The sequence below is a fragment of the Streptosporangium sp. G11 genome (assembly GCF_051192615.1).
Taxonomy (GTDB): domain Bacteria; phylum Actinomycetota; class Actinomycetes; order Streptosporangiales; family Streptosporangiaceae; genus Streptosporangium.
Genome location: NZ_JBPJUQ010000074.1, coordinates 1 through 24600 on the forward strand (window position 1 = coordinate 1; position 24600 = coordinate 24600).

Here is a 24600-nt window from a genome sequence, read left to right on the forward strand (position 1 = left end):
TCAGGCCGTGCAGGTTGGTGATGAATACGACAAAGCACATCAAAATACCCATCGTAAATCGATGTCAAACGCCCACTCAGAGGCGGTTTCGTGGGATTTCCGGCCGGTACCGCCGGCCACGTGGCAGATCCTGGTCGCGGTTCGCGATCGTCACGCGAGGCGAGATCCGATCGCCGGATCACACGTGACCTGGCGGATTCTCGGCCCTTGGCGAACCCTTCCGCGGGTGTGACGCTCACGGTCGTCCGGAGGCCGGCTCCTCCACGGAGGTGAAACGTTCGGCGAACGCGGCCCGGTTGGCGGAGTCGGGTGAACGATCCCAGACCGCGAACACCACCCGTTCGAACACCGTCGAGAACGCACCGCCCGCGGCGAGGTGGGTGTGGAACGCCTCGGCGACCTCACGGGGGTCGTTGCGGAACACCCCGCATCCCCAGGCGCCGAGGACCAGCCCGCGCGCGCCGTGATGGGCGGCCACGGCCAGCACTCTCTCCGCGCGCTCGTGGAGCACGCGCCGGATTCGGTTCCGCACGCCCGGGTCACGGCGCAGCGCCTCTCCGGCGTTGGGAGCGGGAGAGGTCAGGAAGGAGACGAGGTACGGCTCGCTCAGCAGCCGACCGTCGTCGCCGCGGTGCACGGGAACGTCGGGAGACCAGATGACGCGATGGCTGTAGAGCAGGTCGGAGGAGGCGCGGTGGGCGGCGTAGTGGTCGGGAGCCCGCAGGAGACAGGGATACAGCAGGGCGTTGCGGCAGAGATCCTCCTCCTGGGCCTTGGCGCCGCCGAGGTAGCCGCCTCCGGGGTTACGGGCCGAGGCGAAGTTCAGAACGGCGATCCGCCCGGCCCCGGCGAGGTGCAGCCGTCGCGCGGCCTGGAGGCTGCCCTCGGCGGTCACCTGGAAAGACGTCCGGCGGTGATCGGTCACCGGGTGGGGCACGTCGATGTGCCCGTCCGCCGGGTGGCTCACCGTGCCGGAGAGCGCCGCCTTCAGTGCCGGGCCCACGACGACGACGGTGCCGTCGTCGGTCGAGTACTCGCCCTCGGCGGCGATCCGCGCGTTGACGGCCGCGATCCCACGCAATCTTCTGCTCACGTGTCCGCATGGTAGGCCGTGACCATCTCACCGGCCGAACGGTTTTCGCGGCTACGCGACCTACCTCACCGCGGCTTCGGGGCTCGTCGCGCGGACCAGGGTGGAGGGCCCTCGCGGGTCGTACGTCCGGGTGACCGCGACGAGATCGCCGTCCTCGCGGGTCGAGGCCACCAGGCCCGTCCGTCGCGACGCGCCTGTGGCGTGTCGACAACGAGCGCATGGAGTTCCTGCGGAAGATGTTCGGCACGTTCGTCACCGACCCCGACGAGATCGAGGCACGCAGCACCCTGGCGTTCGCGCTCGCGATCGGCCGCCACTTCATCGTCGTGGACCACCCCGGGCACACCAGACGCGAGGCCGTCCAGCTCGCCGGAAACCACCTCCTGCGCCCGTGACCGTGAACGCCCCCGGTTCGGACAGGGCCTTTGCCGAGGTCGGCGTGGTGGGCCGACCTCCGAGAGGCGGGAATCAGAGTTCGAAGCGGGCCACGCGGCGGAGTTTGTTCATGGCGTCCAGGGCGGCGACCTTGTAGGACTCGGCCAGGGTGGGGTAGTTGAAGACGGCGTCGACCAGATAGTCGATGGTGCCGCCGCAGCCCATGACGGCCTGGCCGATGTGCAGGAGTTCGGTGGCGCCGGTACCGAAGACGTGCACGCCGAGCAGGGCGCGGGTCTCCGGGGAGACCAGGAGTTTCAGCATGCCGTAGGTGTCGCCGATGATCTGGCCCCGGGCCAGCTCACGGTAGCGGGAGATGCCGACCTCGAAGGGGACGTGGGAGGAGGTCAGCTCGTCCTCGGTGGGACCGATGAAGCTGATCTCGGGGATGGTGTAGATGCCGATCGGCTGCAGGTGGTGGATGCCGCGCAGCGGTTCGCCGCAGGCGTGGTGGGCGGCGATGCGGCCCTGCTCCATGGAGGTGGCGGCCAGGGAGGGGAAACCGATGACGTCGCCGACGGCGTAGATGTGGGGCACGGTGGTGCGGTAGTGCTCGTCGACCTGGATGCGGCCCCGGGCGTCGGCGGCCAGCTCCGCGGCCTCCAGCACGAGCTCGTCGGTCATGCCGTGGCGCCCGGCCGAGTACATCACCGTCTCGGCGGGGATCCGCTTGCCGCTCTCCAGCACGGTCAGCGCGCCCCTGGAGCGGCGCTCCACGGCGGCGACGGTCTCGCCGAAGCGGAAGGTCACCGCCAGGTCGCGCAGGTGGTACTTGAGCGCCTCGACGATCTCCAGGTCGCAGAAGTCGAGCATCCGGTCGCGGCGCTCGACCACGGTCACCTTGGTGCCCAGGGCGGCGAACATGGAGGCGTACTCGATGCCGATGACCCCGGCCCCCACGACCACCATCGAGTCGGGAATGTCCTGCAGCTGCAGGATGCCGTCCGAGTCGATGATGGTGTGGTCGTCGAACTCCACCGTGTCGGGGCGGGCGGGCCGGGTGCCCGTGGCGATGACGATCTTGTCGGCGGTGACCTTGGTCTCGTGGCCGTGCTCGTCGACGACGCCGATCGTGTGCGGGTCCACGAAGTGGCCGAACCCGTTGAGCGTCGCCACGTGGTTGCGCGACAGCTGGCTGCGGATCACGTCGATCTCCCGGCCGATCACGTGCTGGGTGCGGATCCCCAGGTCGGCCGCGGTGATCTCGTCCTTCACCCGGTAGCTCTGGCCGTACATGCCGCGCTGGTTGAGGCCGGTCAGGTGCAGGACGGCCTCGCGCAGCGTCTTGGAGGGGATGGTGCCGGTGTTGATGCACACCCCGCCGAGCATGTTGCGTCGCTCGACGAGCGCGACACGCCGTTCAAGTTTCGCCGCGGCGATCGCGGCCTTCTGCCCACCCGGCCCCGAACCAAGGACGAGGACATCGAAATCCCACATAGGCCCCAGTGTGAGGGCAGGAGGCGATCTCAGCCAGACTCATGGAATACCAGATCGTGGCAGTCTCGTTAATACCGCCTCACACCATCACGCGAGTGCGATGCCCCCGGCGGCCGGGCGGCGGTGCGCGCCGTCACCTCGCGTCAACCCCGGGCCGCGACGCGCCACCGGCGTCTCATACCTTGGCGCCGACCCTGTCCACGATCGCGTCCGCGCCCTCCTTCCGCGCGCAGTGGGCGCAGCAGAACCAGTGCCGGTCGGCCTCGACCCCGTGCCCGACGATCCGGACCCCGCAGTGCTCGCAGATCGGCGCCATCCGCTGGATCGCGCACTCGAAGCTGTCGAAGACGTGCACCTTGCCCTGGGCGTGCACCTCGAAGCTCAGGTCGTAGTCGTTACCGCAGATCTCACAGCTAGCCATGTTTCCCCCCGAAAACTCGTGGCTTTTCCGGTGAAGGTCTTACCCACGTATCCGCAGGTCAGACAATCCATCCCATCGCGATCACCCCCGCGGCCAGCGCCAGCACCACCGAGACGGCCAGCAGCAGGGGAAGCAGCCGGGCGAACCTCTCGCGCGCCACGAGGCGGGCGCGGCCGGCCTCGACCCACGCCCCCAGGCGGGGCCAGGCGTACGGAAGCGCCTGGTGGACCAGGGTCGCCGTGTCCTCCCGGTGCGCGACCAGCCCCGCGAAACCGCGCAGGACGCGCTCGGACCCGGCGGGCACCCTGGCCTCGCGGGCGACCGGCTGCCCGTCGGGGGCGATGGCGACGAGCCTCAGGAACACCGCGGGCGCGCGCTCCCTGTCCGCCGGGTCGAGCGCGGCGTACGCGGCCTCGGCCAGCGCTCCCAGCCCGGGATCGTCGCAGGCCGTACGGACCCTGGCCGCCACCTCGGCTCCCGAGCGCAGCAGCGAGACCTCCTCGGGAGCCGGGGCGCCCCTCGGGGGAGCGGCCAGGTCGCCGGAGAGCAGGGCGATCAGCAGATCGCGGGCGGCGGGCCTGGCGCCGGCGTCCTTGGCGAGCGCGGCGAAGGCCAGGGGCCGCAAGGCGCCGGGCAGCGGGCCCAGGTCGGGGTCGAGCGAGAGGATCCGGTGCATCACCGCGCCCAGGCTGCCCGCCGCGAACGGGTCCTCGCCGGTCGCGGCGTACAGCACGATCCCGCCCCAGGCGAACACGTCGGCGGCCGGGCCCGCCGCACCGCCGGTGAACACCTCAGGCGCCGTGTACGACGGCACGCGCGTCCTGAGCCCGGTGGCGGTCAGCGACATGCCCCGCCCGGGGGCCATCCCGAATCCGGTGACCCTGGGCCCCTCCCCGCCGAGGATCACGTTGCCGGGCGCGAGATCGCGGTGCACCACCCCGGCGTCGTGCAGGGCCGTCAGCGCCGTGGCGACCGCGGTCGCGAGGCCGTACAGGTCGTCGCCGCCGAAGATCCGCCCGGCCCGGCGCAGGCTGGGCCCCTCCACGTACTCGCTGACGATGTACGGCCTGGGCCCGTCGAGGTCGGCGTCCAGCACGTTCGCCGTGCAGGGCGAGACGACGCGACGGGCGGCGGCGGCCTCGGCGGACGCGTCGGGTCCCGGGCGGCCGTGCAGGACCGTCACCGCGACCCGCCTCCCCGCCGGGTCGTACCCCTCGTAGACCACACCCCGGACGCCCGCCCCCAGCCGCCCGGCGAGGCGGTAGCCGCCCAGCCGCCACGGGTCACCCACGATCAACCCCTGCGCCACTCTCATGGGGTGTTTGATGCGGCCCGTGGCGAAAAAGTTGCTCCTAAGCAGGGCAAACGTTGCGATAGGGCAGATCCCCCAGGTAGGTGCGCCACTCCTCGTGCGACAGGGTGCGGCCCGCGCGCTCGCAGACCGCCCGCGCCACCGCCTCCGGCTCGACCGGGTACTCGCTCAGGGTGCCCGCCGTGTCGACGGCGATCAGCCGGGCACCGTCGGGGCTGAACGCCAGTGCCCTGAGATCGCCGGTCTGGGCGGCGATCGGCTGGCCGAGGCGGCGGCCGGTCGCGACGTCCCAGATACCCACCGACCGCTCGGTCATCGCCGCGGCGATGACGTCGCCGCGGGGCGAGTACGTCAGGTCGGCCCCGGTCCCCTCCTCGCCCCGGATCATGTCGCCCACCCGCTTCCTGCCCCGGGTCTCGAACACCGAGATCCGCCCTTCCCGATCGGCGACGGCGAAGCGGGCACCGTCCGCGCCGAAGGCAAGCGCGATCGCCGGGATGCGGACGCTGGACGAGCCGTAGGTGTCGCCGAACGGCTCGCCGGTGCCCGCGTCCAGCAGCCGGTGCTCACCCCCCGCGACCGCGAGCGCCCCGCCGTCCGGGGTGAACGCCAGCCCCTCGGCCGGGTCCTGGGGCCGCGACCAGCGGAGCCGGCCACTGGGCACGTCCCAGACGTGGATCTCCCCCTCGGGTGCCACCGCCGCGTCGTAGTAAAGGGTGTACGAGGCCACGGCGGTGCCGTCGGCGCTGATCGCCACGGCGGGCACCTGGCCGCCGCGGGTGAGGGAGACGGTGGCGATCCGCTTGAAGGTGGAGGTGTCCCAGACGGTCAGCCGGGGGCTGTGGGAGCCGTTGTTGACCACCAGCCGCCCGCCGTCGGCGCTGAAGGCCATCGAGAAGTTGCCGTCGGAGCCCCCGGGCCCGATGTCCAGCGAGCCCACCCGGGTGCGCCGCCGCACGTCGCGGATCACGACCTCGCTCGCCTCGGCGCCCCTGGAGGCGAGGAACCGCCCGCCGGGACTGAGGGCCGCCCAGCCGGTTCCCGGGCCCTTCAGCGTGACGGGCCTGGTCAGCGCGGAGACGTCGAGACTCGTCACCGCGTCCTCCGTGAGGTAGCGCAGGGTGCGCCCGTCCGGGTCGAAGGCCACGACGGGTTCGTACGCGTCGATCCTCTGGGTGAGCAGCAGCCTGCCGTCCTGGACCCGCCAGAGCCGCAGGGCCGTATTCGTCGCCGTGGCCAGGAAACGCCCGTCGGAGCTGAAGACGAGTTCCTCGGTCGCGCCCTCCTCGAAGAAGGTGTCCAGCTTCGCCCCGGTGGACGCCTCGCGCAGCTCGACGTTCCTGCCCCTGCCGACGGCGATGGTCGCGCCGTCGGGACTGTAGGCCGCCCTCGGCGCGCAGGTGCCGCAGCGGTCCCCCAGCGGGATCCTGCGCAGGTCCTCCAGGGTGAAGGCCACCACCTCACCGTTGATGGTCCCCGTCGCGATCCCGCGCCCGTCCGCCGAGACGTCGGTGCCGATGGCTCCCACGACCGGGGAGTGCCGCCGGCCGGTCACGACGTTCCAGGCGATGAACCCCTCTCCCTGCCCGACCAGGAGCCAGTCCTCCGACTGCCCGAAGGACGCGGTGGTGTCGCCGCCCGCGGTCAGGCCCTGGACCTCCATGACGGCGCCGGTCGGCCTGCCGGTCCGCACGTCCCAGATCCTCAGCCTCTGGCCGCTGATCACGGCGAGCCGGCCGCCTTTCGGGCTCAGCGCGATCCCGCGCAGCTCGCCGCCGATCCCGGTGAAGCCGCCGGCGCGCCTGCCGGTCCGCACGTCCCAGACGCGCGCCTCGCCGTCACTCGCGCTGACGAGCGTGCGCCCGTCGGCGCTCAGCGCCCTGAGGGTCTGTATCCCCGTGGCCGGGTCGTGGAAGGTCGCCGTCTCCCGCTGGGTCAGCGAACCGGTCAGGCTCGCCCTCGCCTCGACCACCGGCGCCAGCCGCCAGGCGGCCACGCTGAGCAGCATGGCCCTGACCGGCTCGGCGGTCCGCAACGTGTCGGCCGTCGCGGCGAGCCTGGCGGCCGTCGCCTGGTCGCGCTGGGAGGCGATGACGGCGCTGCGCGCGTCGGCCACCCTGCTCTGCTGCACGGCGAACGCCCCGGCGGCCAGCGCGACGACCAGCAGCACGGCCAGCGTGCCGGAGAGCACCCTGCCCCTGCGGGCGCGGCGCCGGGTGAGGGCGGCGCCCGCCTCCAGGAAGTCGCGTTCGACCGGGCTGAGCGTGATGTTGCGGCGCCCGGTGGCCGCCCAGCTCATGGCGTTCTCCAGGCTGCTGCCCTGGAACAGGTCCCCGTCCCTGCGTCCCTGGACCTGCCAGCGCCGCGCGGCGGTGAGGATGCCCCGGTGCACGGCCAGGCCGTCCCGGTTGGCCTGGACCCACCCGCGCAGCCTGGGCCAGGCCTGCGGCAGCGCGGGCCGCGCCAGCCAGACCTCCCGGTCGTCGTGGGTGAGCAGGTACGCGAAGACCTGCACGAGCCGCCGCACCGCGGCGGCCTCGTCCTCCCGGCGCCCGTCGAGGAGCTCGGCCCACTGTGCCTGGCGTACGACCAGCTGGTCGTCGTCGGTCACGGTGACCAGCCGCAGGAAGACCTCGGGGGCCAGCTCCCGCTCGGCGGGGCCGAGCGCGACGTAGGCGTCCTCGGCGAGGGTGCCGAGCGCGGGGTCGGCCGAGATCGCGCGGACCTGGGCCCCGGCGTCGCTGCCCGCCGCGAGCAGCCTCGGGGTGTCGAGGGCCCCGTCACCGCTGACCAGGGCGAGCAGCAGATCCCTGGCGGTGGGCCTGGCCCCGGGGTCCTTGGCGAGCGAGGCGGCGACGAACGGCCGCAGGTGCTCGGGGAGCATGTCCAGCTGGGGTTGTACCGACAGCACGCGGTGCATGATCCCGCCCAGGCTCTCCGCCCGGAACGGGTCGGCGCCCGTCGCGGCGAAGACCATGATCCCGCCCCAGGCGAAGACGTCGACGGCCGCGGTCGCGCGCTGGCCCATGAAGATCTCGGGGGCCATGTACGTCGGGGTGCCCGCCACCATGCCGGTCGCGGTCAGCGACATGTCCTCCGTGCGGGCGACACCGAAGTCGATCACCCGCGGGCCGTCCGGGCCCAGCAGCACGTTGTCGGGTTTGAGGTCGCGGTGGATGACCCCGGCCTCGTGGACGGCGGTCAGCGCGGTGGCGATCGCGGTCGCGAGGCGGTGCAGGTCACCCCCGGTGAAGCGGCGCCCCTCCGCGACGGCCCTGCGCAGGCTGGGTCCCTCCACGTACTCGCTGACGATGTAGGGCCTGGGCCCGTCGAGGTCGGCGTCCAGCACGCTCGCCGTGCAGAAGGAGGCCACGCGGCGGGCCGCGGCGGCCTCGCGGCCGAACCGGTCGCGCAGCTCGGGATCGGTCCCGGCGTCACCGTGCAGGACCTTCACCGCGACGCGCGCGCCCTCGGCGTCGTACGCCTCGTAGACCACGCCCTGGCCGCCCGCGCCCAGCCGCCCGGCCAGCCAGTAGCCGCCCAGCCTCTGCGGATCACCGTCGATAAGTGCCGTACTCAACTCACACTCCGTTCGCCGGTGGATTGGACGCCCCGGAGGACGGCGAGGTTCGGGCGATGTCACAAACTTGGGACATGTCTCGTCCTCCTTACGTGAACGGCGACGAAGCTCTCGCGGCGGAGTCGGCGGCCGTCCGGCCACGGCTGGCCGGCGTGGCGTACGGCCTGCTCGGCAGCGTCGACGAGGCCGAGGGCGTGGTCCAGGATGCCTGGTCTCGGCTGGGCGGGCGGAGCGTTCGGAGATCGGGGACATCATGGGGCGGCTGGTGGTCACAGTATCGAGACTCGCGCCGGACGTACTGCGTTCGGCGCGCGTACGGCGCGAGGAAGTACGTCGGGCCGTGGCCGCCGGAGCCGGTGGCGGACTCGCCGTCCAGGGGCTGACCGTCTACGGCGGCCGGATCACCGTGATCGGCGTCGTGAGGAACCCGGAGAAACCAAGGAGTGTTCGATGAAGCAGCGGATGAACATCGGGGAGCTCGCCCCCGAGGCCTACCGGGCCATGCTGAGGCTGGAGAAATACCTGACCGACAGCGGGCTGCCGCACACCACGAAGGAACTGGTCAAGCTGCGGGTCAGCCAGATCAACGGCTGCGCCTTCTGCGTCGACATGCACTCCCACGACGCCAAGGCGGCCGGGGAGAGCGACGAGCGGCTGTTCTCGGTGGTGGCCTGGCGGGAGACGCCCTTCTTCAGCGACGCCGAGCGGGCGGCCCTCGCCCTGGCCGAGGAGGCCACCCGGCTCAGCGACCGCGGCGAGACGGTGCCGGACGACGTGTGGGAGGAGGCCGCCAGGCACTACGAGCCGGAGGTGCTGGCCGCGCTGGTCGTGGCCATCTCGACGATCAACGCGTGGAACCGGATCGCCGTCACCACACGTATGGTTCCGGGAGCCCTGCGTAGCCAAAGCGGTTGATCGAGAGGGGCGGGGCGGACTAGGTTTGGCTCGCACGGGCAACCGTGCGAGCCGGGCGCGCGAGCGTCCGGCGAACCGGTGTCACAGGACCCGGTGTCATAGGACTCCGAGCACGGCGAGCCCGGGAAGGGGGCAGATCATGCGGCGACGCACCCAGACCGTCCGGCGGCGGAGCCCGCGCCGTCCCGGCCGCACCCCGGGCCTGGACCTTCGGTCCCCCTCGGGGCGCCCACTCCCCTATTGACCTGGTCTTTACGACAGTCTTATGCGGCGATCTGTAGATACTTCTTATAACGGAACCATCACGCCGGGGGGCTCAATGAAGAGACTTGTGGTCGTGCCACCATATGTCGCACGGCTCAAGATCAGGGATATTCGTTCCGCGACACGCCGGGGAGTGACCGGTGACGCCAAGGTCGTCGACCTCAGCGCCTACACCGGTCGCAACGTCCTCCGCTTTCCACGGACGAGCGGCCCCACATCCGCCGCCTGACTCTCCGCCCCTCCTCGCGAAAGACCCGCCCCGGCGGGTCTTTCTCCGTTCCGCCGCCGTTCCTCCCACGGGTTCCCGGCGCGGGCCCCCTACGGGTCCTTCCCAAGGCGCCCCGAACCCCGGCGAGGCGCCCCGGATCCTCCCGAGGCGGCCCGGATCCCTCCGGGCCGATCCGAACCGTGAGACACCGAACCGCGAGATCTTCGAACTCCGAGGTCACCTGATTGAATGTCGCCCCATGAACGAATTGTCGACAACCGAGCGCACCCGGCACCGCCGCCTGCGGGAGAAGGGCCGCACCGATCGCGCCGCCCTGTACGAGGTACTGGGCGCCGGATTCGTCTGCCACCTGGGAGTGATCTCCGGCGGTGTGCCCATGGTGGTCCCCACGGTCTACGGCTTCGACACCGACAACCTCTACGTGCACGGCTCGGTGGCCAGCAGGAGCCTGACCGCCCGGGAGCCCGCGCGGCGCCCCGCCGGGCCCGGGTCCGAAGACGCGGGCGCCGACACGGACGCCGACACGGACGCGGAAGGGGCGGCGGGCGCGGGCCTGGGAACGGTCTGCGTGACGGTCACCCACGTGGACGGCCTCATCCTGGCCAGGTCGGTGTTCGAGCACGGCGTCAACTACCGCTCCGCCATGGTCTACGGCGTGCCCAGGTCCCTGGAGGGCGAGGAGAAACTGGCCGCGCTGCGAATCCTGACCGAGCGGGCCGCCCCCGGCCAGTGGGACTACGCCAGGCGACCCAGCCGCAAGGAGCTCGCCGCGACGACGATCCTCGCGATCTCCCTGGCCGAGGCGTCGGTCAAGGTGAGCGCGGGACCGCCCGACGACGGCGACGGGCCCGATGCCGCGTTGGGGATCTGGGCGGGCCGGCTGCCCCTGGCCACCACCTGGCTGGCCCCGGTCCCCGACCCCCTGCTTCCGGCCGGGATCGACCCTCCGGATCACATCGCCGCCCGTACGGGCACGCGGGCCACCTGACCCTCCGGACCCTCCCGGTCATCGCCCCCGTGCCCGGTCCGAGGCCGCCGACACGAACTCCGCGAACGTCCTGCGCCCGTCGGGGTGGCCGGGATCGAGTACTCCCTCGACGACGGCGGCTGGAGGCCGTACACCGAGCCGGTGAACATCTCCGGCGACGGCACCCACACCCTCGCCTACCGGGCCAAGGACAAGGCCGGGAACGTGGAGACCGAGAAGGCCGCCACGCTGAAGATCGACGGCACCCGCCCGACGGTCCTGATCTCCGGCATCTCCGGCGGCCAGATCTACGGCGACAGCCAGGATCTGCGGATCAGCTGGCAGGCGGTGGACAGCACCTCGGGGGTCAAGACCCTCAAGGGCACGCTCGACGACAACCCCTACCAGTCCGGCCTGCTGCGCCCGCTGTACGAGCTGAGTCTCACGACCCACTCGCTGAAGGTCACCGCGACCGACAACGCGGGCAACAAGACGAACCAGACGGTCATCTTCGGGGTCACCACCTCCACGCGTGACCTGGGCAACCTGATCGACCGGTTCGCCGCGACGGGCAGGCTCAGCCAGAAGGGCGCGAACAAGCTGCACAACCAGCTCACCAAGGTCCGCAAGGCCGAGGCGAACGGCAACGACGCCAAGACCGTCAAGGCGCTGCAGCAGTTCCGCGCCGTGGCCGTCGACGCGTCGGTCGTGACGGTGGAGGAGGTCAGGCAGGTCCTGGCCCGCGACACCGACGCGCTCATCGCGCGCCTGTCCTAGCTCTCTCCCGGAGGCCGTGGCGTATCCGACCGGTACGCCACGGCCGCGACCCGGACGTCTTTCGGCGCGCTCGCGGCGGTCGGCCGCGCGCCGCCCCTTCGGCGGAATCGGGCCGTGACCGTCGGGACGAACGCCGGCCACGGCCGGGGTCACCGGCGGGGCACGTCGCGGTGACGCCTCGAACGGCGGGCCGCCCGGAGGGTCTCCGGGCGGCCGCGCTCGTCACTTCCCGTCGGTGTTCTCCGGCGTCTGGGACAGCGCGCTGGCAGCGGCGGACTTCTCCGTGCCGCCCTGCTCCGGGTCCGACAGCGTTTTGGACGAGGCCGAGGCCGCCTCGGCTCCGGTCTCTCCCTGGCTCTCCGGGGCCTGCGACAGCGCGCTGGCGGCGGCGGACTTCTCCTCCGCGGTCGCATTGGGGTCGGCCAGCGTCTTGGCCGCGGCCGACGCCGCCTCGGAACCGGTCTGTCCAGAGTTACTCGTCACGATCTCACCTTTCCTAGAACCGTATTCGCATCCCGATCCGGTAGGTGACGTCGTGCGGGCTCCCGCGCCGCGCACGACCTCGCCGTCCGTGCCGCGGCGGGCGCCGGCCCTTCACAAGGATCGGGTGCCCGCCGTTCCGGCCGGTGATGACGACAGCCCAGCCCGGCTACCCCGGTCGCGGGGTTCCAACCGCGAACCCCTCGGATGGGCGGTGATTCAGCCGGCGGCGGTGTCGCGGACCCGGCCGTGGGCGTCGTGCGGGAGGTCGGCGTAGTGCCACTGGTGGTCGCGGGCGTGCTTGCAGGCCGTCTCCAGGTCGCCGCGCTCGATCACCGCCAGCAGCTCGGCGTGGTCGCGGGCGATGTCGTGGAGGTCCACGCCGGTCGCGAGCATCGTGACCGACGTGCGCGCCTCGATCTGCAGCCCCTCCCAGGAGAGCCTGAGCAGCTCGTTGCGAGCGGCCTCGACGATGCGCCGGTGGAAGGACACGCTCGCCCGCATGGACGCCTCGCCGTCGCCCTCGGCGGCCGCGGCCCGCATCGCCGCCACGTCCGACCCGAGCGCCTCCACCGGGACGGACCCGGCGAGCAGGGCCAGCCGGATGGCGGTCTCCTCCAGCGCGGCCCGCACGACGTAGCTCTCCCTGAGCGTCTCGTGGACGAAGGGGCGCACGAAGGTGCCCCTGCGCGGCAGGGTCTCCACCAGCCGCATGACCTCCAGCTCGCGCAGCGCCTCGCGGACGGGTGCCTGGCTCGTGCCGTACGTCGCCGCGAGACGCGTCTCCACCAGTCGCTCACCGGGTCTGAACTGGCCGGAGACGATCCGGCTGACCAGCGAGTCGCGAATCTGCCGCGACAGCGTCAGCCGCGGCAGCATGGAGGGCTCCTCGGTCATGGAGCGCATCCTACCGAGTATCGATTCTCGCTCACGATCTCCTCCTGATCCCCCCTTGACGCCGGGATGATGCCCAGCCTACGGTTCCGATAATCAATTATCGATATTTAACCCGCTTGTAACGCAGGGGGTCCGGACATGATGATCCAGGCGGTCCACGTGCCCGAGTCCGCGGAGGCCGTTGTGGCCCACTCGGCCAGAGGCGGCCGGATCATGGGCGGCGGCACCGTCGTGATGCCGCTGGTCACCAGCGGGGCCGCGGCAGAAAGCGAGCTGATCAGCCTGCGCAGGGCCGGGCTGGCGGGGATCGAGGTCCGCGACGGCGTGGCCAGGATCGGCGCGGCGGCGCCCCTGTCCTCCGTCGAGGAGCACCCCGGGCTCGGCTTCCTGCGCCCGGCGATGCGCACGATCGCCTCCCCGACGATCCGCAACCTCGCGACCGTGGGCGGCAACCTGTTCGTCGCGCAGCCGTACGGCGACCTGGCGGTCTGCCTGCTCGCCCTCGACGCGGTGTGCGAGATCGCGGGGCCCGGCGGGCGGCGCGACGCCCCGGTGGCCGACGTGCTCGCCTCGGGGGTCGCCGTGGGCGAGTTCGTCACGGCGGTGGTGGCGGCGGTGCCCGAGCCGGGAACCTGGTACTACCACAAGGCCATGCGCCGCAGGCTGAACTCGGCGTCCATCGTGACCGTCGCCTCCGTGACGCGCACCGTGGACGGCGTGGTGACCTCGACCAGGATCGCCCTAGGCGGCGTCGCCCCACGCCCGGTGCGCGCGGTGTCGGCCGAACGGCTGCTGCTGGGCCGCCCGCTGAGCCCCGAGGTCCTGACCGAGGCCGGAGAGGCCGCCCGCTCCGACGCCGCGCCCTTCGACGACGCCTACGCCAGCGCCTGGTACCGGGCGCGTGTCCTGCCCGTGCACCTGCGCCGGGCCTTCACCCCCTAGCGGTTCCGCGCGCCCGCGTGTGCCCACCACGTGCCCACCCCCCAGAAAGGGCCGGACAATGTCGTCACAGATCGTCTCGCTCGTCGTCAACGGCGAACCCCGGGAGTTCATCGCCAGGCCGGGGACCACACTCCTGGCGACCCTGCGCGACTCGCTGGGGCTCACCGCGGCCAAGCGCGGCTGCGCGCAGGGAAGCTGCGGCACCTGCACCGTGCTGGTCGACGACCGGCCCGTGACCGCGTGCCTGGTCGCCGTGGAGACGGTCTCGGGCTGCTCGGTCCGCACGCTCGAGGGAGTGGCCTCCGGCGGGGATCTCGACGAGGTGCAGAGCGCCTTCGTCGACAACTTCGCCACCCAGTGCGGGTTCTGCACGGCGGGCATGATCATGGTCGCCGAGGCGCTGCTCGACCGCAGCCCCGATCCGAGCCGGGAGGACGTGGCCGAGGCGATCTCGGGCAACGTCTGCCGGTGCACCGGCTACCAGCCCATCATGATCGCCATCCTGGACGCGGCCAGGCGCAGGCGCGGGGAGAACGCGGAGCCGGGACAGCCCGTGGAAGAGCCCGTGGAAGGGACGGTGTCGCGATGACCTACCGGCTCGCCCCCATCGACAAGAGCTCCTTCGCCGCCGAGCGCGAGGACGACTTCACCGTCATCGGCTCGGTCGTCCAGCGCTCCGACGCGCGCGGGCACGTCACCGGCAGGACCGAGTTCTTCGAGGACGTCGCCCCGCCGGGAATGCTGCACCTGAAGATGCACCGCTCGGCCCGCCACCACGCCAGGATCAGGAACGTCGACCTGACCGACGCCCTCGCCGTGCCCGGCGTCACGCGGATCCTCACCCACGCGGACATCCCGAACAACATCTACACCCCGCTCAAACTGATCGGCGTCGGGCCGGACGACGAGCCGATCCTGGCCGTGGACAAGGTCCGCTACCTCGGCGAGCCGATCTGCGCGGTGGTCGCCGAGTCCGAGGCGGCGGCCATGGAGGGCGTGGCCCGGATCAGGGTCGACTACGAGGACCTGCCCGCGGTCTTCGACGTCGAGGAGGCCCTGGCGGAGGGGGCCCCGCTGGTCAACGAGTACCACGGCCGCAACTTCTTCACGTACGAGGGACACCACTGCCGGCGGATCCGGTTCGGCGACGTGGAGAAGGCGTTCGGGGAGGCCGACCACGTCTTCGAGTGGCGCTACGAGTCCGCGCCGATCGAGCAGGCCCCCACGGAGACCACCGGCTGCGTGGTGGTCCCGCAGCCCGACGGCCGGTTGCGCATCCACTCCGACACCCAGGCGTGCTTCTTCACCCTCGACAACACCGCGCTGATCCTCGAAACCCCGTTCAACAAGCTGCGCGTCGTCGGCGGGACGGTCGGCGGAGGCTTCGGCGGCAAGGTCGACGTCGTCGTCGAACCGGTCGCGTGCGTGGCCGCCATGGTGACCGACCGCCCGGTCAGGTTCGTCTACAGCAGGTACGAGGAGATGCAGATCTCCTCGCCGCGCGCGGCCGAGCGCATCTACATCAGGGACGCCGTGATGAACGACGGCCGGATCATCGGCCGCAAGGTCACGCTGTACGTCGACTCCGGCGCCTACGCCCGGCACACCCCGTACGGCACCACCAAGGCCGCCGCCCACATGCCCGGACCGTACTCGATCCCGAACGTGTGGGCCGACTGCCACTGCGTGTTCACCAACCGCACGCCCTCCAGCGCCATGCGCGGGTTCGGCGTGACCATCGGCGACTTCGCGCTGGAGTCGCAGATGGACCGGATCGCCAGGGCCCTGTCCATGGACCCGTTGCAGCTGCGCCTCCTCAACGCCTACCGCGACGGGGACCTCAAGGCCCACCGCAAGGTCGCCGAGGGCACGGCCCTGGTCGAAGTGATCCAGAAGGCCGCGGAGATGTCCGGGCACGAGCTGCCCGAGGCGTACCGCCGGATGTCCTCGACGACACGAGAGGGGCTGTAGGCCATGGCAAGGCTGCGCGGGCGTGGGTACGCCTCGGTGAACTACCCGACCGGCATGAACCTCGGCGGCGACCCCTCGCAGGCGCTGATCCACGCCACGACCACGGGCACGTTCGTGATCACGCTGTCCTCGGTGGACCTCGGCCAGGGCATCAAGACGATCGCCGCGCAGTGCGCGGCCGAGACGCTCGGCCTGCCGATCGAGAACGTCCTGGTCAACACCGCCGACACCGACACCGGCCCGCACTGCATGGGGACCTTCGCCAGCCGGGGCACCCACCGCGTCGGCAACGCCGTCATCATGGCGGCGGCCGAGGCGCGCGGCGTGATGCTGGAGGTCGCCGCCGAGGAGCTGGAGGTCGACGCCGGGGACCTGGAGACCGACGGCACCGGCGTCATCAAGCTCAAGGGCTCGGAGGAGCGGAGCATCCACATCTCCGACCTGGCCATGGCCGCGCACTTCAAGCACGGCCGCACGATCTCCGGGCGCGGCATCTTCCTCAAGGAGCCGAGCGTGCCGGTGCCCGAGACCGGAGAGATGGACCCCGACTCGTGCCAGGCGCACGCGTGCACGGTCGCCGTCGTCGAGGTGGACGACGAGACCGGAGCGGTCGAGGTGCTGGAGCTGTACAACGCCTACGAGATCGGCCGGGCGCTCAACCCTGCCATGGCGACCCAGCAGGTCGAGGGCGGGGCCTGGATGGGCATGTCGCACGCCCTGTTCGAGACCACCGAGCCCTACTACCCGCGGCGCGACCACGGGCCCCGCGACTTCGCCGACTATCTCATGCCGGGGCCGGCCGACATCCCCGTACAGCACAGCCTGTTCCTGGAACGCCCGGCGGGCAACGGCCCCTACGGCGCCAAGGGCATCGGCGAGATGACCGCCAACGCGCCGATCCCGGCCATCGGCAACGCCATCTTCGACGCCTGCGGCGTGCGCCTCACGGCGATGCCCTTCACCCCCGAACGCGTCCTGCGCGGGCTGGACGCCCTGCGTGAGGACGCCTCGCGCGAGATGGCCTCGCGCGAGGACGCCTGAACACCCACCTGATCCAAAGGAACCGACAACCATGCTGAAAGTCGTGTCACTGCTCAAGCGCGCGGAGAACCTCTCCCACGAGGAGTTCGCGAAGTGGGTCGTGGAGGACCACGTCGAGTTCGCCAAGAAGCTTCCCGGGCTGCGCAAGTACACGGTGAGCGTCAGCAACGGCGAGGACGCGCCGTTCGACTCGGTGAACGAGCTCTACTTCGACGACGACGCCGCCCGCGTCGCCGCGTTCGGCTCCGAGCACGGCAAGGCCGCCGCGGCCGACGCCGCCGCGCACACCACCCAGCGGATCCACCTGCTCACGACCGAGCACGCCCAGTTGTGACGCCTCTCGGGGCCTCCCCGGCGCCCGGCGAGTTCTCCACGGCACCCCCCGGGACTCCTCCCGCGCCCGCCGGGTTCTCCACGACGCCCTCCGGAGCCTTCCCGGCGCCCGGCGGGTCCGCCACGGCGCCCTCCGGGGTTCCCTCCGTGCCCGCCGGGTCCTCCTCGGCGGGCCGTCACCTGGACGAGCGCGAGCTCGCCACGGCGCTCGAACGGGAGGGGTACTTCGCCGACGAGGGCCTGTGCACGGCCGTCCACCTGGCGCTGCGGCTGGGCCGGCCGCTGCTGCTCGAGGGGGAACCGGGCGTCGGGAAGACCGAGGTCGCCACGGTGCTCTCGCGCGTCGTCGGCCGGGAGCTCATCCGGCTCCAGTGCTTCGAGGGGCTGGACGCCGGACAGGCGCTGTACGAGTGGGACTACCCCAAGCAGCTCCTGCAGGTACGGGTGGCCGAGAGCCGCGGCCAGGAGGTCGGCGACCTCTACCGCGAGGAGTTCCTGCTGCGGCGGCCGCTGCTTCGCGCCCTGGAGGCCGATCGCGGCGCGGTCCTGCTGATCGACGAGATCGACCGCGCCGACAGCGAGTTCGAGGCGTTCCTGCTGGAGTTCCTGGGCGACTTCCAGATCACCGTCCCGGAGCTGGGCACCATCCGGGCGCGCACGCCACCGGTCGTGGTGCTGACCTCCAACCGGACCCGCGAGCTGCACGACGCGCTCAAGCGACGATGCCTCTACCACTGGATCGCCTTCCCCGAGGTCGATCGCGAGCGGGCGATCCTGCGCGCGGCCGTACCCGGCCTGGAGGAGCGGGCGGCGGAGGGGCTGGTGCGGGCCGTCCAGCGGGTACGCGGGTTGCCGCTGCTCAAACGGCCCGGCATCGCCGAGTCGGTGGAGTGGGCCCGGGGCGCGGTGGCCCTGGCCGAGGGCGGCAGCCCCTGGCCCGTGGCGCTGCGCCGCGCCCTCGGCCTGCTCATCAAGGACGAGGAGGACACCCGGCTGCTCGCCGGGCACGCGGAGGAGCTGTTCGGCGATGCCTGAGCCCACCCCCCTCACGGAGAAGCCGCCTGACGACACCGAACCCGTCGCCCTCACGGAGGAACCGCCCGGCGACACCCAACCCACCCTCACGGAGAAACCGCCCGGCGACACCCAACCCGTCGCCCTCGCGGCCGACCACCTGTGGGGGTTCCTGTCCGCGCTGCGCGCCGCGGGCGTGACCACCGCGCTGCCGAAACAGGCCGACCTGCTGCGGGTCGTCGGCGCGGCACCGCCGCGCGACCTGACCACCCTGTACTGGTACGCCCGGATCATCCTGCTGCACGACATCGGCGAGCTCCCCGCGTTCGACCGGGTCTTCACCGCGTGGTTCCGGCAGGGCGGCCTTCCGGAGACCGTACCGCCACCCCCCGCCGGGGAGAGCGACGTCCCCTCCCCCCAGGGGCCGGGCGAGGACGACCCCGCCCCGCGGGAGGTGCTGGCCGGCGACGGCATAGAGGCCAGCACGCTCAGCACGTACGGCAGGCGGGACTTCGACGCGGCCGGCGACCGGTGGCGCTCGGTCACGCGGGCCCTGGAGACCGCCTGGCCCGCCGTACTGCCCTCGACCCCGTCCAGGCGGCGGCGCCCGGCGCGGTCCGGCGACCGGCTGGACGTGCGGCACGCCTGGCGGCAGGCGCACCGCCACGACGGGGAGATCATCGAGCTGCGGCGGCGCGCCCGGCCCCCGCGCCCGCGCCGCCTGCTCATCCTGGTCGACGTCTCGGGCTCGCTGCGGCGCCACACCCCCGATCTGCTCCGCCTGGCGCACACGGCACTGCGCGCGGCGCCGGCCCGCACCGAGGTCTTCACCTTCGGCACCCGGCTCACCAGGATCACCTCCGCGCTGTCGCACCCCCACACCGGCCGGGCGCTGCGAGCGGTGTCCGAGCTGGTCACGGACGCCGACGGCGGCACCGCGATCGGGGCGGCACTGCACGAGTTCCTGGGCGTCCCGAGGTTCGTGGCGCTCGCGAGGGGCGCGCTCGTGATCGTGCTCTCCGACGGACTCGAACGCGGCGACTGCGTCCCCATGGTCCGCGCGACCGCCCGCCTGTCCCGCCTGAGCCACCGGCTCGTCTGGTGGTCGCCGCTGGCCTGCTCCCCCACCTACAGCCCGGTCACGCGCGCCATGGCCGCCCAGCTCCCCCATCTCGACCACCTCGGCGGTGTGCGCGACCTGCCCACCGCCCTCGCGGAGGTCCGCCGCCTTCCGGTGGTCCTGTCCGGCCCCCGGCACGCGGCGGCCAGGCAGTGGCCCACTCCACGACCCACGGGAAGCCGCTCATGAACGACACCACCGCCGAAATCGTCGACGCGCACCACCACATCTGGCGTGCCGCCGACCTGCCCTGGCTCCGCGGAGAGATGATCCCGCGCATCTTCGGCCCCTACGAACCGATCCGCCGCGACTACCCGGTGTCCGAGTACGTCGAGGAGGCCACCGCCTGCGGCATCACCTCCGCGGTATACGTCCAGGCCAACTGGCCGCTCGACCGCTCCCTGGACGAGGTGCGCTGGCTGCGCGAGACCCACGCGGAGACCGGCTGGCCCACGGCCGTGGTCGGCTCCGCGGACCTCTTCGACGAGGGCGCGGCGGATGTGATGCGCCGCCAGGCCGCGCTCACCCCGCTCATGAGGGGCACCCGGCTGCAGCTGCACTGGCACGAGCGGCCGGAGTTCCGTTTCGCCTCCGCCCCCGACCGCATGAAGGATCCCGTCTTCCGCCGCAACATCGCCTCGCTCGCCGACCTCGGCTGGCTGTTCGAGCTCCAGGTGTTCGCCGGTCAGATGGCCGACGCCGCGAGCTTCGTGGACGACTTCCCCGACGTCACGTTCGTACTGGTCCACGCGGGGATGCTCGACAGCTCCGAAGCGTCCAAGGTGGCGGAGTGGCAACGCGGCCTGAGACTGCTGGCCGAGCGGCCCAACGTCGTGGTGAAGCTCACCGGCCAGGGCACGTTCGTACACCGCGTGGACCGCTCACTGATCGAGGCGGTCGCGGACACCTGCCTGGAGGCCTTCGGCTCCGACCGCTGCATGTGGGGGAGCAACTTCCCCGTCGAGAAGATCTGGACCGACCTGCCCACCCTGGTCTCCACCTGGCAGGAGGCCCTTGCCCACCGGTCCGCCCAGGCCGTCCAGGACGTGTTCGCCTCGACCGCCCGCCGGGTCTATCGCCTGTGAGCACCGGTCGAGCGATCGCCGGGGCCCGGCTCCCGCCCGCGGAAGCCGGCGTCATCGCACGCCGGCAGCCCCCGGACCGGCGCCGCCCCGGCGCGACGATCTGCTCGCCGGTATGGATCGATGGCGATCATCCTCAGGGTTCCCCTGGTCAGCACGAGCATCTCCCCCGCTCCAAGGTCTCGCAGCGCGGCCACCCTGGCGACCGATGAGGACCGCTCCAGGAGGTGCCCGTCAGACCGCAGACGAAAGAGCACACCGCTCTCACCGGCCACCACGAACCCCTCGCCGTCTCGAACCACCCCATCGACAAGTGGCTGCCTGACGTCCACGTTCCACCACCGCCAACGCCAACGCCGAAGCCGAAGCCGAAGCCGAAGCCGAAGCGGAACCCCTCTGATGAAGCCGTCGTTCCCACAGCGTCTTTCCGATCACCCGCCGATCTCACCAGGCAGGCACCGGTGACATCAAACACATTGATCACGGGAGGTCATATCAGCCGAAACGAGGAGTGGAATCGAACAGACCCCGTCTGACCGGTCCCGGTCCATGTGCACGAGAAGAAACCGGTCCCAGCGATTTCTGGAACGACCGAAGGGGGACCGGGCTCGACTCCGGTCCCCCTTCGCCGGCGGGCGCTATGCGGGTTCGGCTTCCGTGCCCACCGCCGCTCCCCCGCCCCGAATCAGCTGCAGCCGCTGGTGGAGCCGCAGCCCTCGCAGACGTAGCAGCTGCCGGCGGGGCGCATCTTGGTGCCGCAGGTCATGCAGAGCGGCGCGTCGGCGGTGCGGCCCTGGTGGGACTCCAGGGAGCCGACCCGCTTCGGAGCCTCCGCCGCGGGTGCCGCCTCGGGGCGGGACTGCGGCTCCTCGACGGGGGCCGACTCGATGGGGGCCGAGGTGGCGAGCTCGGCGATGACCTCGTCGGTGTGGATCGAGGCCGGGTCCTCACCGCGCTGCTGGGCGGCGCGCTCGGAGGCGGAGAAGATCCCGAGGGCGGCGCGGTCGTCGTAGGGCAGGTGGTCCAGGGCCAGACGGCGGAAGATGTAGTCCATCACCGAGGCGGCGATGCGGACGTCCGGGTCGTCGGTCATGCCGGCCGGGTCGAAGCGCATGTTGACGAACTTGCCGACGTACGTCTCCAGCGGCACCCCGTACTGCAGGCCGATGGAGATGGCCACCGAGAACGCGTCCATGACGCCCGCGAGGGTCGAGCCCTGCTTGGACATCTTCAGGAAGACCTCACCGAGGCCGTCGTCGGGGTAGGAGGAGGCGGTCATGTAGCCCTTGGCGCCCCCCACGGTGAAGCGGGTGGTGGTGCTGGGCCGCTGGTTCGGCATCCGGCGCCGGGTCGGGCGGCTGATCTCCACGACCTGGATCGCCGGCTCCGCCGGAGCCTCCTTCTCCTCGGTCTTCCGGCCCGAGACCGAGAGGGGCTGGCCGACCTTGCAGTTGTCGCGGTAAACGGCCAGGGCCTTCAGGCCGAGCTTCCAGCCCTCCATGTAGACCTGCTCGATGTCCTCGATCGTCGCGGACTCGGGAAGGTTGACCGTCTTGGAGATGGCTCCGGACAGGAACGGCTGGGCCGCGGCCATCATGCGGACGTGGCCCATGGGGGCGATCGCGCGCTCGCCCATGGCGCAGTCGAACACCTCGTAGTGCTCGCGCCGCAGGCCGGGGGCGTCGACGACGTGGCCGTGCTCGGCGATGAACTCGACGATCGCCTCGACCTGCTCCTCCTGGTAGCCCAGCCGCCGCAGCGCGCGGGGGATCGTCTGGTTGACGATCTGCATGGAGCCGCCGCCGACGAGCTTCTTGAACTTGACCAGGGCGAGGTCGGGCTCGATGCCGGTGGTGTCGCAGTCCATCATCAGGCCGATGGTGCCGGTCGGGGCGAGGAGCGAGGCCTGGGCGTTGCGGTAACCGTTCTTGTCGCCGAGCCTGAGGCACTCGATCCACTGGCGGGAGGCCTCGCGGTGGATGGCCCCGTCGATCTCGTCGAACGTGCGCAGGGTGTCGTTCGCGTCGTTGTGCTTGCGCATGACCCGCTTGTGCGCGTCGGCGTTGCGGGCGTAGCCGTCGTACGGGCCCACGACCGCGGCCAGCTCGGCGCTGCGGCGGTAGGAGACGCCGGTCATCAGCGAGGTGATGGCCCCGGCGACCGCCCGGCCGCCGTCGGAGTCGTAGGCGTGGCCGGTGGCCATGAGCAGCGCGCCGAGGTTGGCGTAGCCGATGCCCAGCTGGCGGTAGGCGCGGGTGGTCTGGTCGATCTTCTCGGTCGGGAAGTCGGCGAAGGTGATGGAGACGTCCATCGCGGTGATGACCAGCTCGGTGATCTTCACGAAGTTCTCGATGTCGAAGGTGTCGTCGTCCTTCAGGAACTTCAGCAGGTTGATGCTCGCCAGGTTGCACGAGGAGTTGTCCAGGTGCAGGTATTCCGAGCAGGGGTTGCTGGCGGTGATGCGGCCCGTCTCCGGGCTGGTGTGCCAGTCGTTGATCGTGTCGTCGTACTGGACACCGGGGTCGGCGCACTCCCAGGCGGCCTTGCCCATCTTGCGGAACAGCTCTCTGGCGTCGATCTTCTCGATGACCTCGCCGGTGAGGCGGGCGCGCAGGCCGAACTCCTCGCCGTTCGCCACCGCGCGCATGAACTCGTCGGAGACGCGCACGGAGTTGTTGGCGTTCTGGTACTGGACGGAGACGATGTCCTTGCCGCCCAGGTCCATGTCGAACCCGGCGTCGCGGAGGGCGCGGATCTTGTCTTCCTCGCGCGCCTTGGTCTCGACGAACTCCTCGATGTCGGGGTGGTCGACGTCGAGGACGACCATCTTGGCGGCGCGGCGGGTGGCGCCCCCGGACTTGATGGTCCCCGCGGAGGCGTCGGCACCGCGCATGAAGGAGACCGGGCCGCTGGCGGTGCCGCCGCTGGAGAGCAGCTCCTTGGAGGAACGGATCCGGGAGAGGTTGACGCCGGAGCCCGAACCCCCCTTGAAGATCACGCCCTCTTCCTTGTACCAGTCGAGGATCGACTCCATCTGGTCGTCGACGGCCAAAATGAAGCAGGCGCTGACCTGCTGCGGCGACGCGGTGCCGACGTTGAACCAGACGGGCGAGTTGAAGCTGAAGACCTGGTTGACCAGAGCGTGCTTGAGCTCGTGGTCGAAGATCTCGGCGTCCTCGTCGGTGGCGAAGTAACCGTGCTCGACCGCCGTACGCGTGTAGACGCCCACCACCCGGTCGACCAGCTGCTTGAGGCTCCACTCCCGCTGCGGGGTGCCGACCGCGCCACGGAAGTATTTGGTGGTCACGATGTTGGCGGCGTTGACCGACCACGACTGGGGGAACTCGACGCCGCGCTGCTCGAAGTTGATCGAGCCGTCGCGCCAGTTGGTCATGACGATGTCACGGCGCTCCCAGACCAGCTCGTCATAGGGGTGCACACCTGGCGTGGTGAAGATCCGCTTCATCTTCAGGCCCCTACGCGGCCTCTTGCTCCCACGTGTCACCGCGCCGACAGTCTCCGTCATGACTTCCCCCTCCTGGGGCTCCGTAGAACCCTCGAATCGGACCACACCAACGCGCCGCCTCACCCCCGGCGCCCGGGGTCTGCATCAGTCCTGCTTGGTGGAGCGCTCCGCCCGGAGCTGCTCGATCTCCGCCTCGAAGTCGGCCAGCGTCTCGAACCCCCGATAGACGGAGGCGAACCGCAGGTACGCCACCTCGTCCAGATCGCGGAGTGGACCCAGGATGGCCAGCCCGACCTCGTGGGCCGCGATCTCGGCGCATCCGGTGGCCCGGATGCTCTCCTCGACCCGCTGGCCCAGCTGCGCCAGGGAGTCTTCACTGACGGACCGCCCCTGGCACGCCCGCCGCACCCCGGCGATCACCTTGTCCCTGAAGAACGGCTCCGTCACACCGCTGCGCTTGCTCACCATGAGCAGGACGGTCTCCTGCGTGGTGAACCTGCGCCCGCACTCCGAGCACGTGCGCCTGCGGCGGATGGCCCCGCCGTCCTCGGTGGCCCGGCTGTCGATAACTCGGGTGTCCAGATGGCGACAGAACGGACAATGCACGCGTGTCGCCTCCTTGACCTACCGAGAGCGGCCGACCCACCTCACCTGCCCACGGCACGCGCGCCTAGACGCTCGCGCACACATCTTCGAATAGTCGAGATGCGGTAATGGAAACACAATCTGTGGTGAAGGGTTGCGATGCAGCCACTAGATGTTGTGGTCCAACCGTAGAAGCGCTCGACCATGAACGCAAGTTGAAACGACCTTGCCGCGTGAAG

The 24600-nt window shown here is 71.3% G+C and carries 23 protein-coding genes; 14 read left to right on the forward strand and 9 right to left on the reverse strand.

Features of this window, described 5'->3' with window-relative positions; genetic code table 11:
• Positions 1–232 (forward strand): hypothetical protein (locus ACSDR0_RS40280; RefSeq protein WP_435294219.1); only part of this gene is annotated, 232 nt, incomplete at its 5' end.
• 3 nt (positions 233–235) lie between these two features.
• On the opposite strand, the gene ACSDR0_RS40285 is transcribed toward ACSDR0_RS40280, so the two are convergent.
• On the reverse strand, positions 236–1093 hold the full coding sequence (locus tag ACSDR0_RS40285) for a TIGR02452 family protein (RefSeq protein ID WP_435294220.1): 858 nt from the start codon (positions 1091–1093) through the stop codon (positions 236–238).
• Between the two features lie 218 nt (positions 1094–1311).
• Here ACSDR0_RS40285 and ACSDR0_RS40290 point away from each other — a divergent pair, with 218 nt between their 5' ends.
• On the forward strand, positions 1312–1488 hold the full coding sequence (locus tag ACSDR0_RS40290) for a hypothetical protein (protein WP_435294221.1): 177 nt from the start codon (positions 1312–1314) through the stop codon (positions 1486–1488).
• Positions 1489–1561: 73 nt separating this feature from the next.
• Here the strand turns inward: ACSDR0_RS40290 and sthA are convergent, their stop codons facing one another.
• From sthA to ACSDR0_RS40310, 4 genes are all read right to left on the reverse strand, one after another.
• Positions 1562–2965 (reverse strand): Si-specific NAD(P)(+) transhydrogenase, encoded by a 1404-nt coding sequence (sthA, locus tag ACSDR0_RS40295; protein ID WP_435294222.1) that lies wholly within the window; start codon positions 2963–2965, stop codon positions 1562–1564.
• Between the two features lie 175 nt (positions 2966–3140).
• Positions 3141–3386, reverse strand: a complete 246-nt coding sequence (locus tag ACSDR0_RS40300) for a hypothetical protein (RefSeq protein ID WP_435294223.1) — start codon at positions 3384–3386, stop codon at positions 3141–3143.
• A 58-nt stretch (positions 3387–3444) separates the two neighbouring features.
• Positions 3445–4701 carry a protein kinase domain-containing protein gene (locus ACSDR0_RS40305; protein ID WP_435294224.1) on the reverse strand — a complete coding sequence of 419 codons (1257 nt, stop codon included), beginning with the start codon at positions 4699–4701 and terminating at the stop codon, positions 3445–3447.
• A 37-nt stretch (positions 4702–4738) separates the two neighbouring features.
• The gene (locus ACSDR0_RS40310; protein ID WP_435294225.1) at positions 4739–8278 is read right to left on the reverse strand and encodes a protein kinase domain-containing protein; all 3540 of its coding nucleotides are present in this window, start codon (positions 8276–8278) and stop codon (positions 4739–4741) included.
• Between the two features lie 74 nt (positions 8279–8352).
• Between ACSDR0_RS40310 and ACSDR0_RS40315 the strand changes: the two genes are divergently transcribed.
• The 4 genes from ACSDR0_RS40315 to ACSDR0_RS40330 all read left to right on the forward strand — a co-directional run bounded on the left by ACSDR0_RS40315 (position 8353) and on the right by ACSDR0_RS40330 (position 11430).
• Complete coding sequence (locus ACSDR0_RS40315) at positions 8353–8661, forward strand: hypothetical protein (protein ID WP_435294226.1); 309 nt, start codon at positions 8353–8355, stop codon at positions 8659–8661.
• A gap of 67 nt (positions 8662–8728) precedes the next feature.
• The gene (locus tag ACSDR0_RS40320; RefSeq protein WP_435294227.1) at positions 8729–9193 is read left to right on the forward strand and encodes a carboxymuconolactone decarboxylase family protein; all 465 of its coding nucleotides are present in this window, start codon (positions 8729–8731) and stop codon (positions 9191–9193) included.
• Between the two features lie 731 nt (positions 9194–9924).
• Positions 9925–10674: a pyridoxamine 5'-phosphate oxidase family protein gene (locus ACSDR0_RS40325; RefSeq protein WP_435294228.1), complete on the forward strand. Its 750-nt coding sequence runs from the start codon at positions 9925–9927 to the stop codon at positions 10672–10674.
• Positions 10675–10758: 84 nt separating this feature from the next.
• Positions 10759–11430, forward strand: coding sequence for an OmpL47-type beta-barrel domain-containing protein (locus ACSDR0_RS40330; RefSeq protein WP_435294229.1), 672 nt, complete (start codon positions 10759–10761; stop codon positions 11428–11430).
• 222 nt (positions 11431–11652) lie between these two features.
• On the opposite strand, the gene ACSDR0_RS40335 is transcribed toward ACSDR0_RS40330, so the two are convergent.
• Positions 11653–11913, reverse strand: coding sequence for a hypothetical protein (locus ACSDR0_RS40335; protein ID WP_435294230.1), 261 nt, complete (start codon positions 11911–11913; stop codon positions 11653–11655).
• 216 nt (positions 11914–12129) lie between these two features.
• Positions 12130–12807, reverse strand: a complete 678-nt coding sequence (locus ACSDR0_RS40340; protein ID WP_435294231.1) for a GntR family transcriptional regulator — start codon at positions 12805–12807, stop codon at positions 12130–12132.
• Between the two features lie 138 nt (positions 12808–12945).
• Between ACSDR0_RS40340 and ACSDR0_RS40345 the strand changes: the two genes are divergently transcribed.
• The 8 genes from ACSDR0_RS40345 (at position 12946) to ACSDR0_RS40380 (ending at position 20313) form a co-directional block, all read left to right on the forward strand.
• Positions 12946–13749, forward strand: coding sequence for an FAD binding domain-containing protein (locus ACSDR0_RS40345; RefSeq protein WP_435294232.1), 804 nt, complete (start codon positions 12946–12948; stop codon positions 13747–13749).
• A gap of 58 nt (positions 13750–13807) precedes the next feature.
• Positions 13808–14338 carry a (2Fe-2S)-binding protein gene (locus ACSDR0_RS40350; RefSeq protein WP_435294233.1) on the forward strand — a complete coding sequence of 177 codons (531 nt, stop codon included), beginning with the start codon at positions 13808–13810 and terminating at the stop codon, positions 14336–14338.
• Positions 14335–15720: a xanthine dehydrogenase family protein molybdopterin-binding subunit gene (locus ACSDR0_RS40355; protein WP_435294234.1), complete on the forward strand. Its 1386-nt coding sequence runs from the start codon at positions 14335–14337 to the stop codon at positions 15718–15720. The genes ACSDR0_RS40350 and ACSDR0_RS40355 overlap by 4 nt, the downstream gene beginning before the upstream one ends.
• Before the next feature lie 3 nt (positions 15721–15723).
• Entirely contained in the window at positions 15724–16761 is a 1038-nt protein-coding gene (locus ACSDR0_RS40360) for a xanthine dehydrogenase family protein molybdopterin-binding subunit (protein ID WP_435294235.1), read from the forward strand.
• Positions 16762–16792: 31 nt separating this feature from the next.
• The gene (locus ACSDR0_RS40365) at positions 16793–17095 is read left to right on the forward strand and encodes an EthD family reductase (RefSeq protein ID WP_435294236.1); all 303 of its coding nucleotides are present in this window, start codon (positions 16793–16795) and stop codon (positions 17093–17095) included.
• 146 nt (positions 17096–17241) lie between these two features.
• Positions 17242–18129 carry an AAA family ATPase gene (locus ACSDR0_RS40370; protein WP_435294237.1) on the forward strand — a complete coding sequence of 296 codons (888 nt, stop codon included), beginning with the start codon at positions 17242–17244 and terminating at the stop codon, positions 18127–18129.
• A complete protein-coding gene (locus ACSDR0_RS40375) occupies positions 18122–19417 on the forward strand; it encodes a vWA domain-containing protein (protein WP_435294238.1) in 1296 nt (431 codons plus the stop codon). Before ACSDR0_RS40370 ends, ACSDR0_RS40375 begins: the two co-directional genes overlap by 8 nt.
• Positions 19414–20313, forward strand: coding sequence for an amidohydrolase family protein (locus ACSDR0_RS40380; protein WP_435294239.1), 900 nt, complete (start codon positions 19414–19416; stop codon positions 20311–20313). Before ACSDR0_RS40375 ends, ACSDR0_RS40380 begins: the two co-directional genes overlap by 4 nt.
• 682 nt (positions 20314–20995) lie before the next feature.
• Here the strand turns inward: ACSDR0_RS40380 and ACSDR0_RS40385 are convergent.
• Together ACSDR0_RS40385 and nrdR are read right to left on the reverse strand one after the other, a co-directional pair.
• Positions 20996–23836, reverse strand: a complete 2841-nt coding sequence (locus ACSDR0_RS40385; RefSeq protein WP_435294240.1) for a vitamin B12-dependent ribonucleotide reductase — start codon at positions 23834–23836, stop codon at positions 20996–20998.
• Positions 23837–23920: 84 nt separating this feature from the next.
• Complete coding sequence (nrdR, locus tag ACSDR0_RS40390; protein ID WP_435294241.1) at positions 23921–24382, reverse strand: transcriptional regulator NrdR; 462 nt, start codon at positions 24380–24382, stop codon at positions 23921–23923.
• Positions 24383–24600 lie beyond the last annotated feature (218 nt).

Bases quoted from the DNA above. Each gene is read 5' to 3' on its own strand.
- ACSDR0_RS40380 (WP_435294239.1), top strand. From the start codon at position 19,414: ATGAACGACACCACCGCCGAAATCGTCGACGCGCACCACCACATCTGG.
- ACSDR0_RS40320 (WP_435294227.1), top strand. From the start codon at position 8,729: ATGAAGCAGCGGATGAACATCGGGGAGCTCGCCCCCGAGGCCTACCGG.
- ACSDR0_RS40365 (WP_435294236.1), top strand. From the start codon at position 16,793: ATGCTGAAAGTCGTGTCACTGCTCAAGCGCGCGGAGAACCTCTCCCAC.
- ACSDR0_RS40350 (WP_435294233.1), top strand. From the start codon at position 13,808: ATGTCGTCACAGATCGTCTCGCTCGTCGTCAACGGCGAACCCCGGGAG.
- ACSDR0_RS40315 (WP_435294226.1), top strand. From the start codon at position 8,353: ATGTCTCGTCCTCCTTACGTGAACGGCGACGAAGCTCTCGCGGCGGAG.
- ACSDR0_RS40340 (WP_435294231.1), bottom strand. From the start codon at position 12,807: ATGACCGAGGAGCCCTCCATGCTGCCGCGGCTGACGCTGTCGCGGCAG.
- ACSDR0_RS40385 (WP_435294240.1), bottom strand. From the start codon at position 23,836: ATGACGGAGACTGTCGGCGCGGTGACACGTGGGAGCAAGAGGCCGCGT.
- ACSDR0_RS40305 (WP_435294224.1), bottom strand. From the start codon at position 4,701: ATGAGAGTGGCGCAGGGGTTGATCGTGGGTGACCCGTGGCGGCTGGGC.
- ACSDR0_RS40375 (WP_435294238.1), top strand. From the start codon at position 18,122: ATGCCTGAGCCCACCCCCCTCACGGAGAAGCCGCCTGACGACACCGAA.
- ACSDR0_RS40300 (WP_435294223.1), bottom strand. From the start codon at position 3,386: ATGGCTAGCTGTGAGATCTGCGGTAACGACTACGACCTGAGCTTCGAG.
- ACSDR0_RS40360 (WP_435294235.1), top strand. From the start codon at position 15,724: ATGGCAAGGCTGCGCGGGCGTGGGTACGCCTCGGTGAACTACCCGACC.
- sthA (WP_435294222.1), bottom strand. From the start codon at position 2,965: ATGTGGGATTTCGATGTCCTCGTCCTTGGTTCGGGGCCGGGTGGGCAG.
- ACSDR0_RS40355 (WP_435294234.1), top strand. From the start codon at position 14,335: ATGACCTACCGGCTCGCCCCCATCGACAAGAGCTCCTTCGCCGCCGAG.
- ACSDR0_RS40290 (WP_435294221.1), top strand. From the start codon at position 1,312: ATGGAGTTCCTGCGGAAGATGTTCGGCACGTTCGTCACCGACCCCGAC.
- ACSDR0_RS40345 (WP_435294232.1), top strand. From the start codon at position 12,946: ATGATGATCCAGGCGGTCCACGTGCCCGAGTCCGCGGAGGCCGTTGTG.
- ACSDR0_RS40325 (WP_435294228.1), top strand. From the start codon at position 9,925: ATGAACGAATTGTCGACAACCGAGCGCACCCGGCACCGCCGCCTGCGG.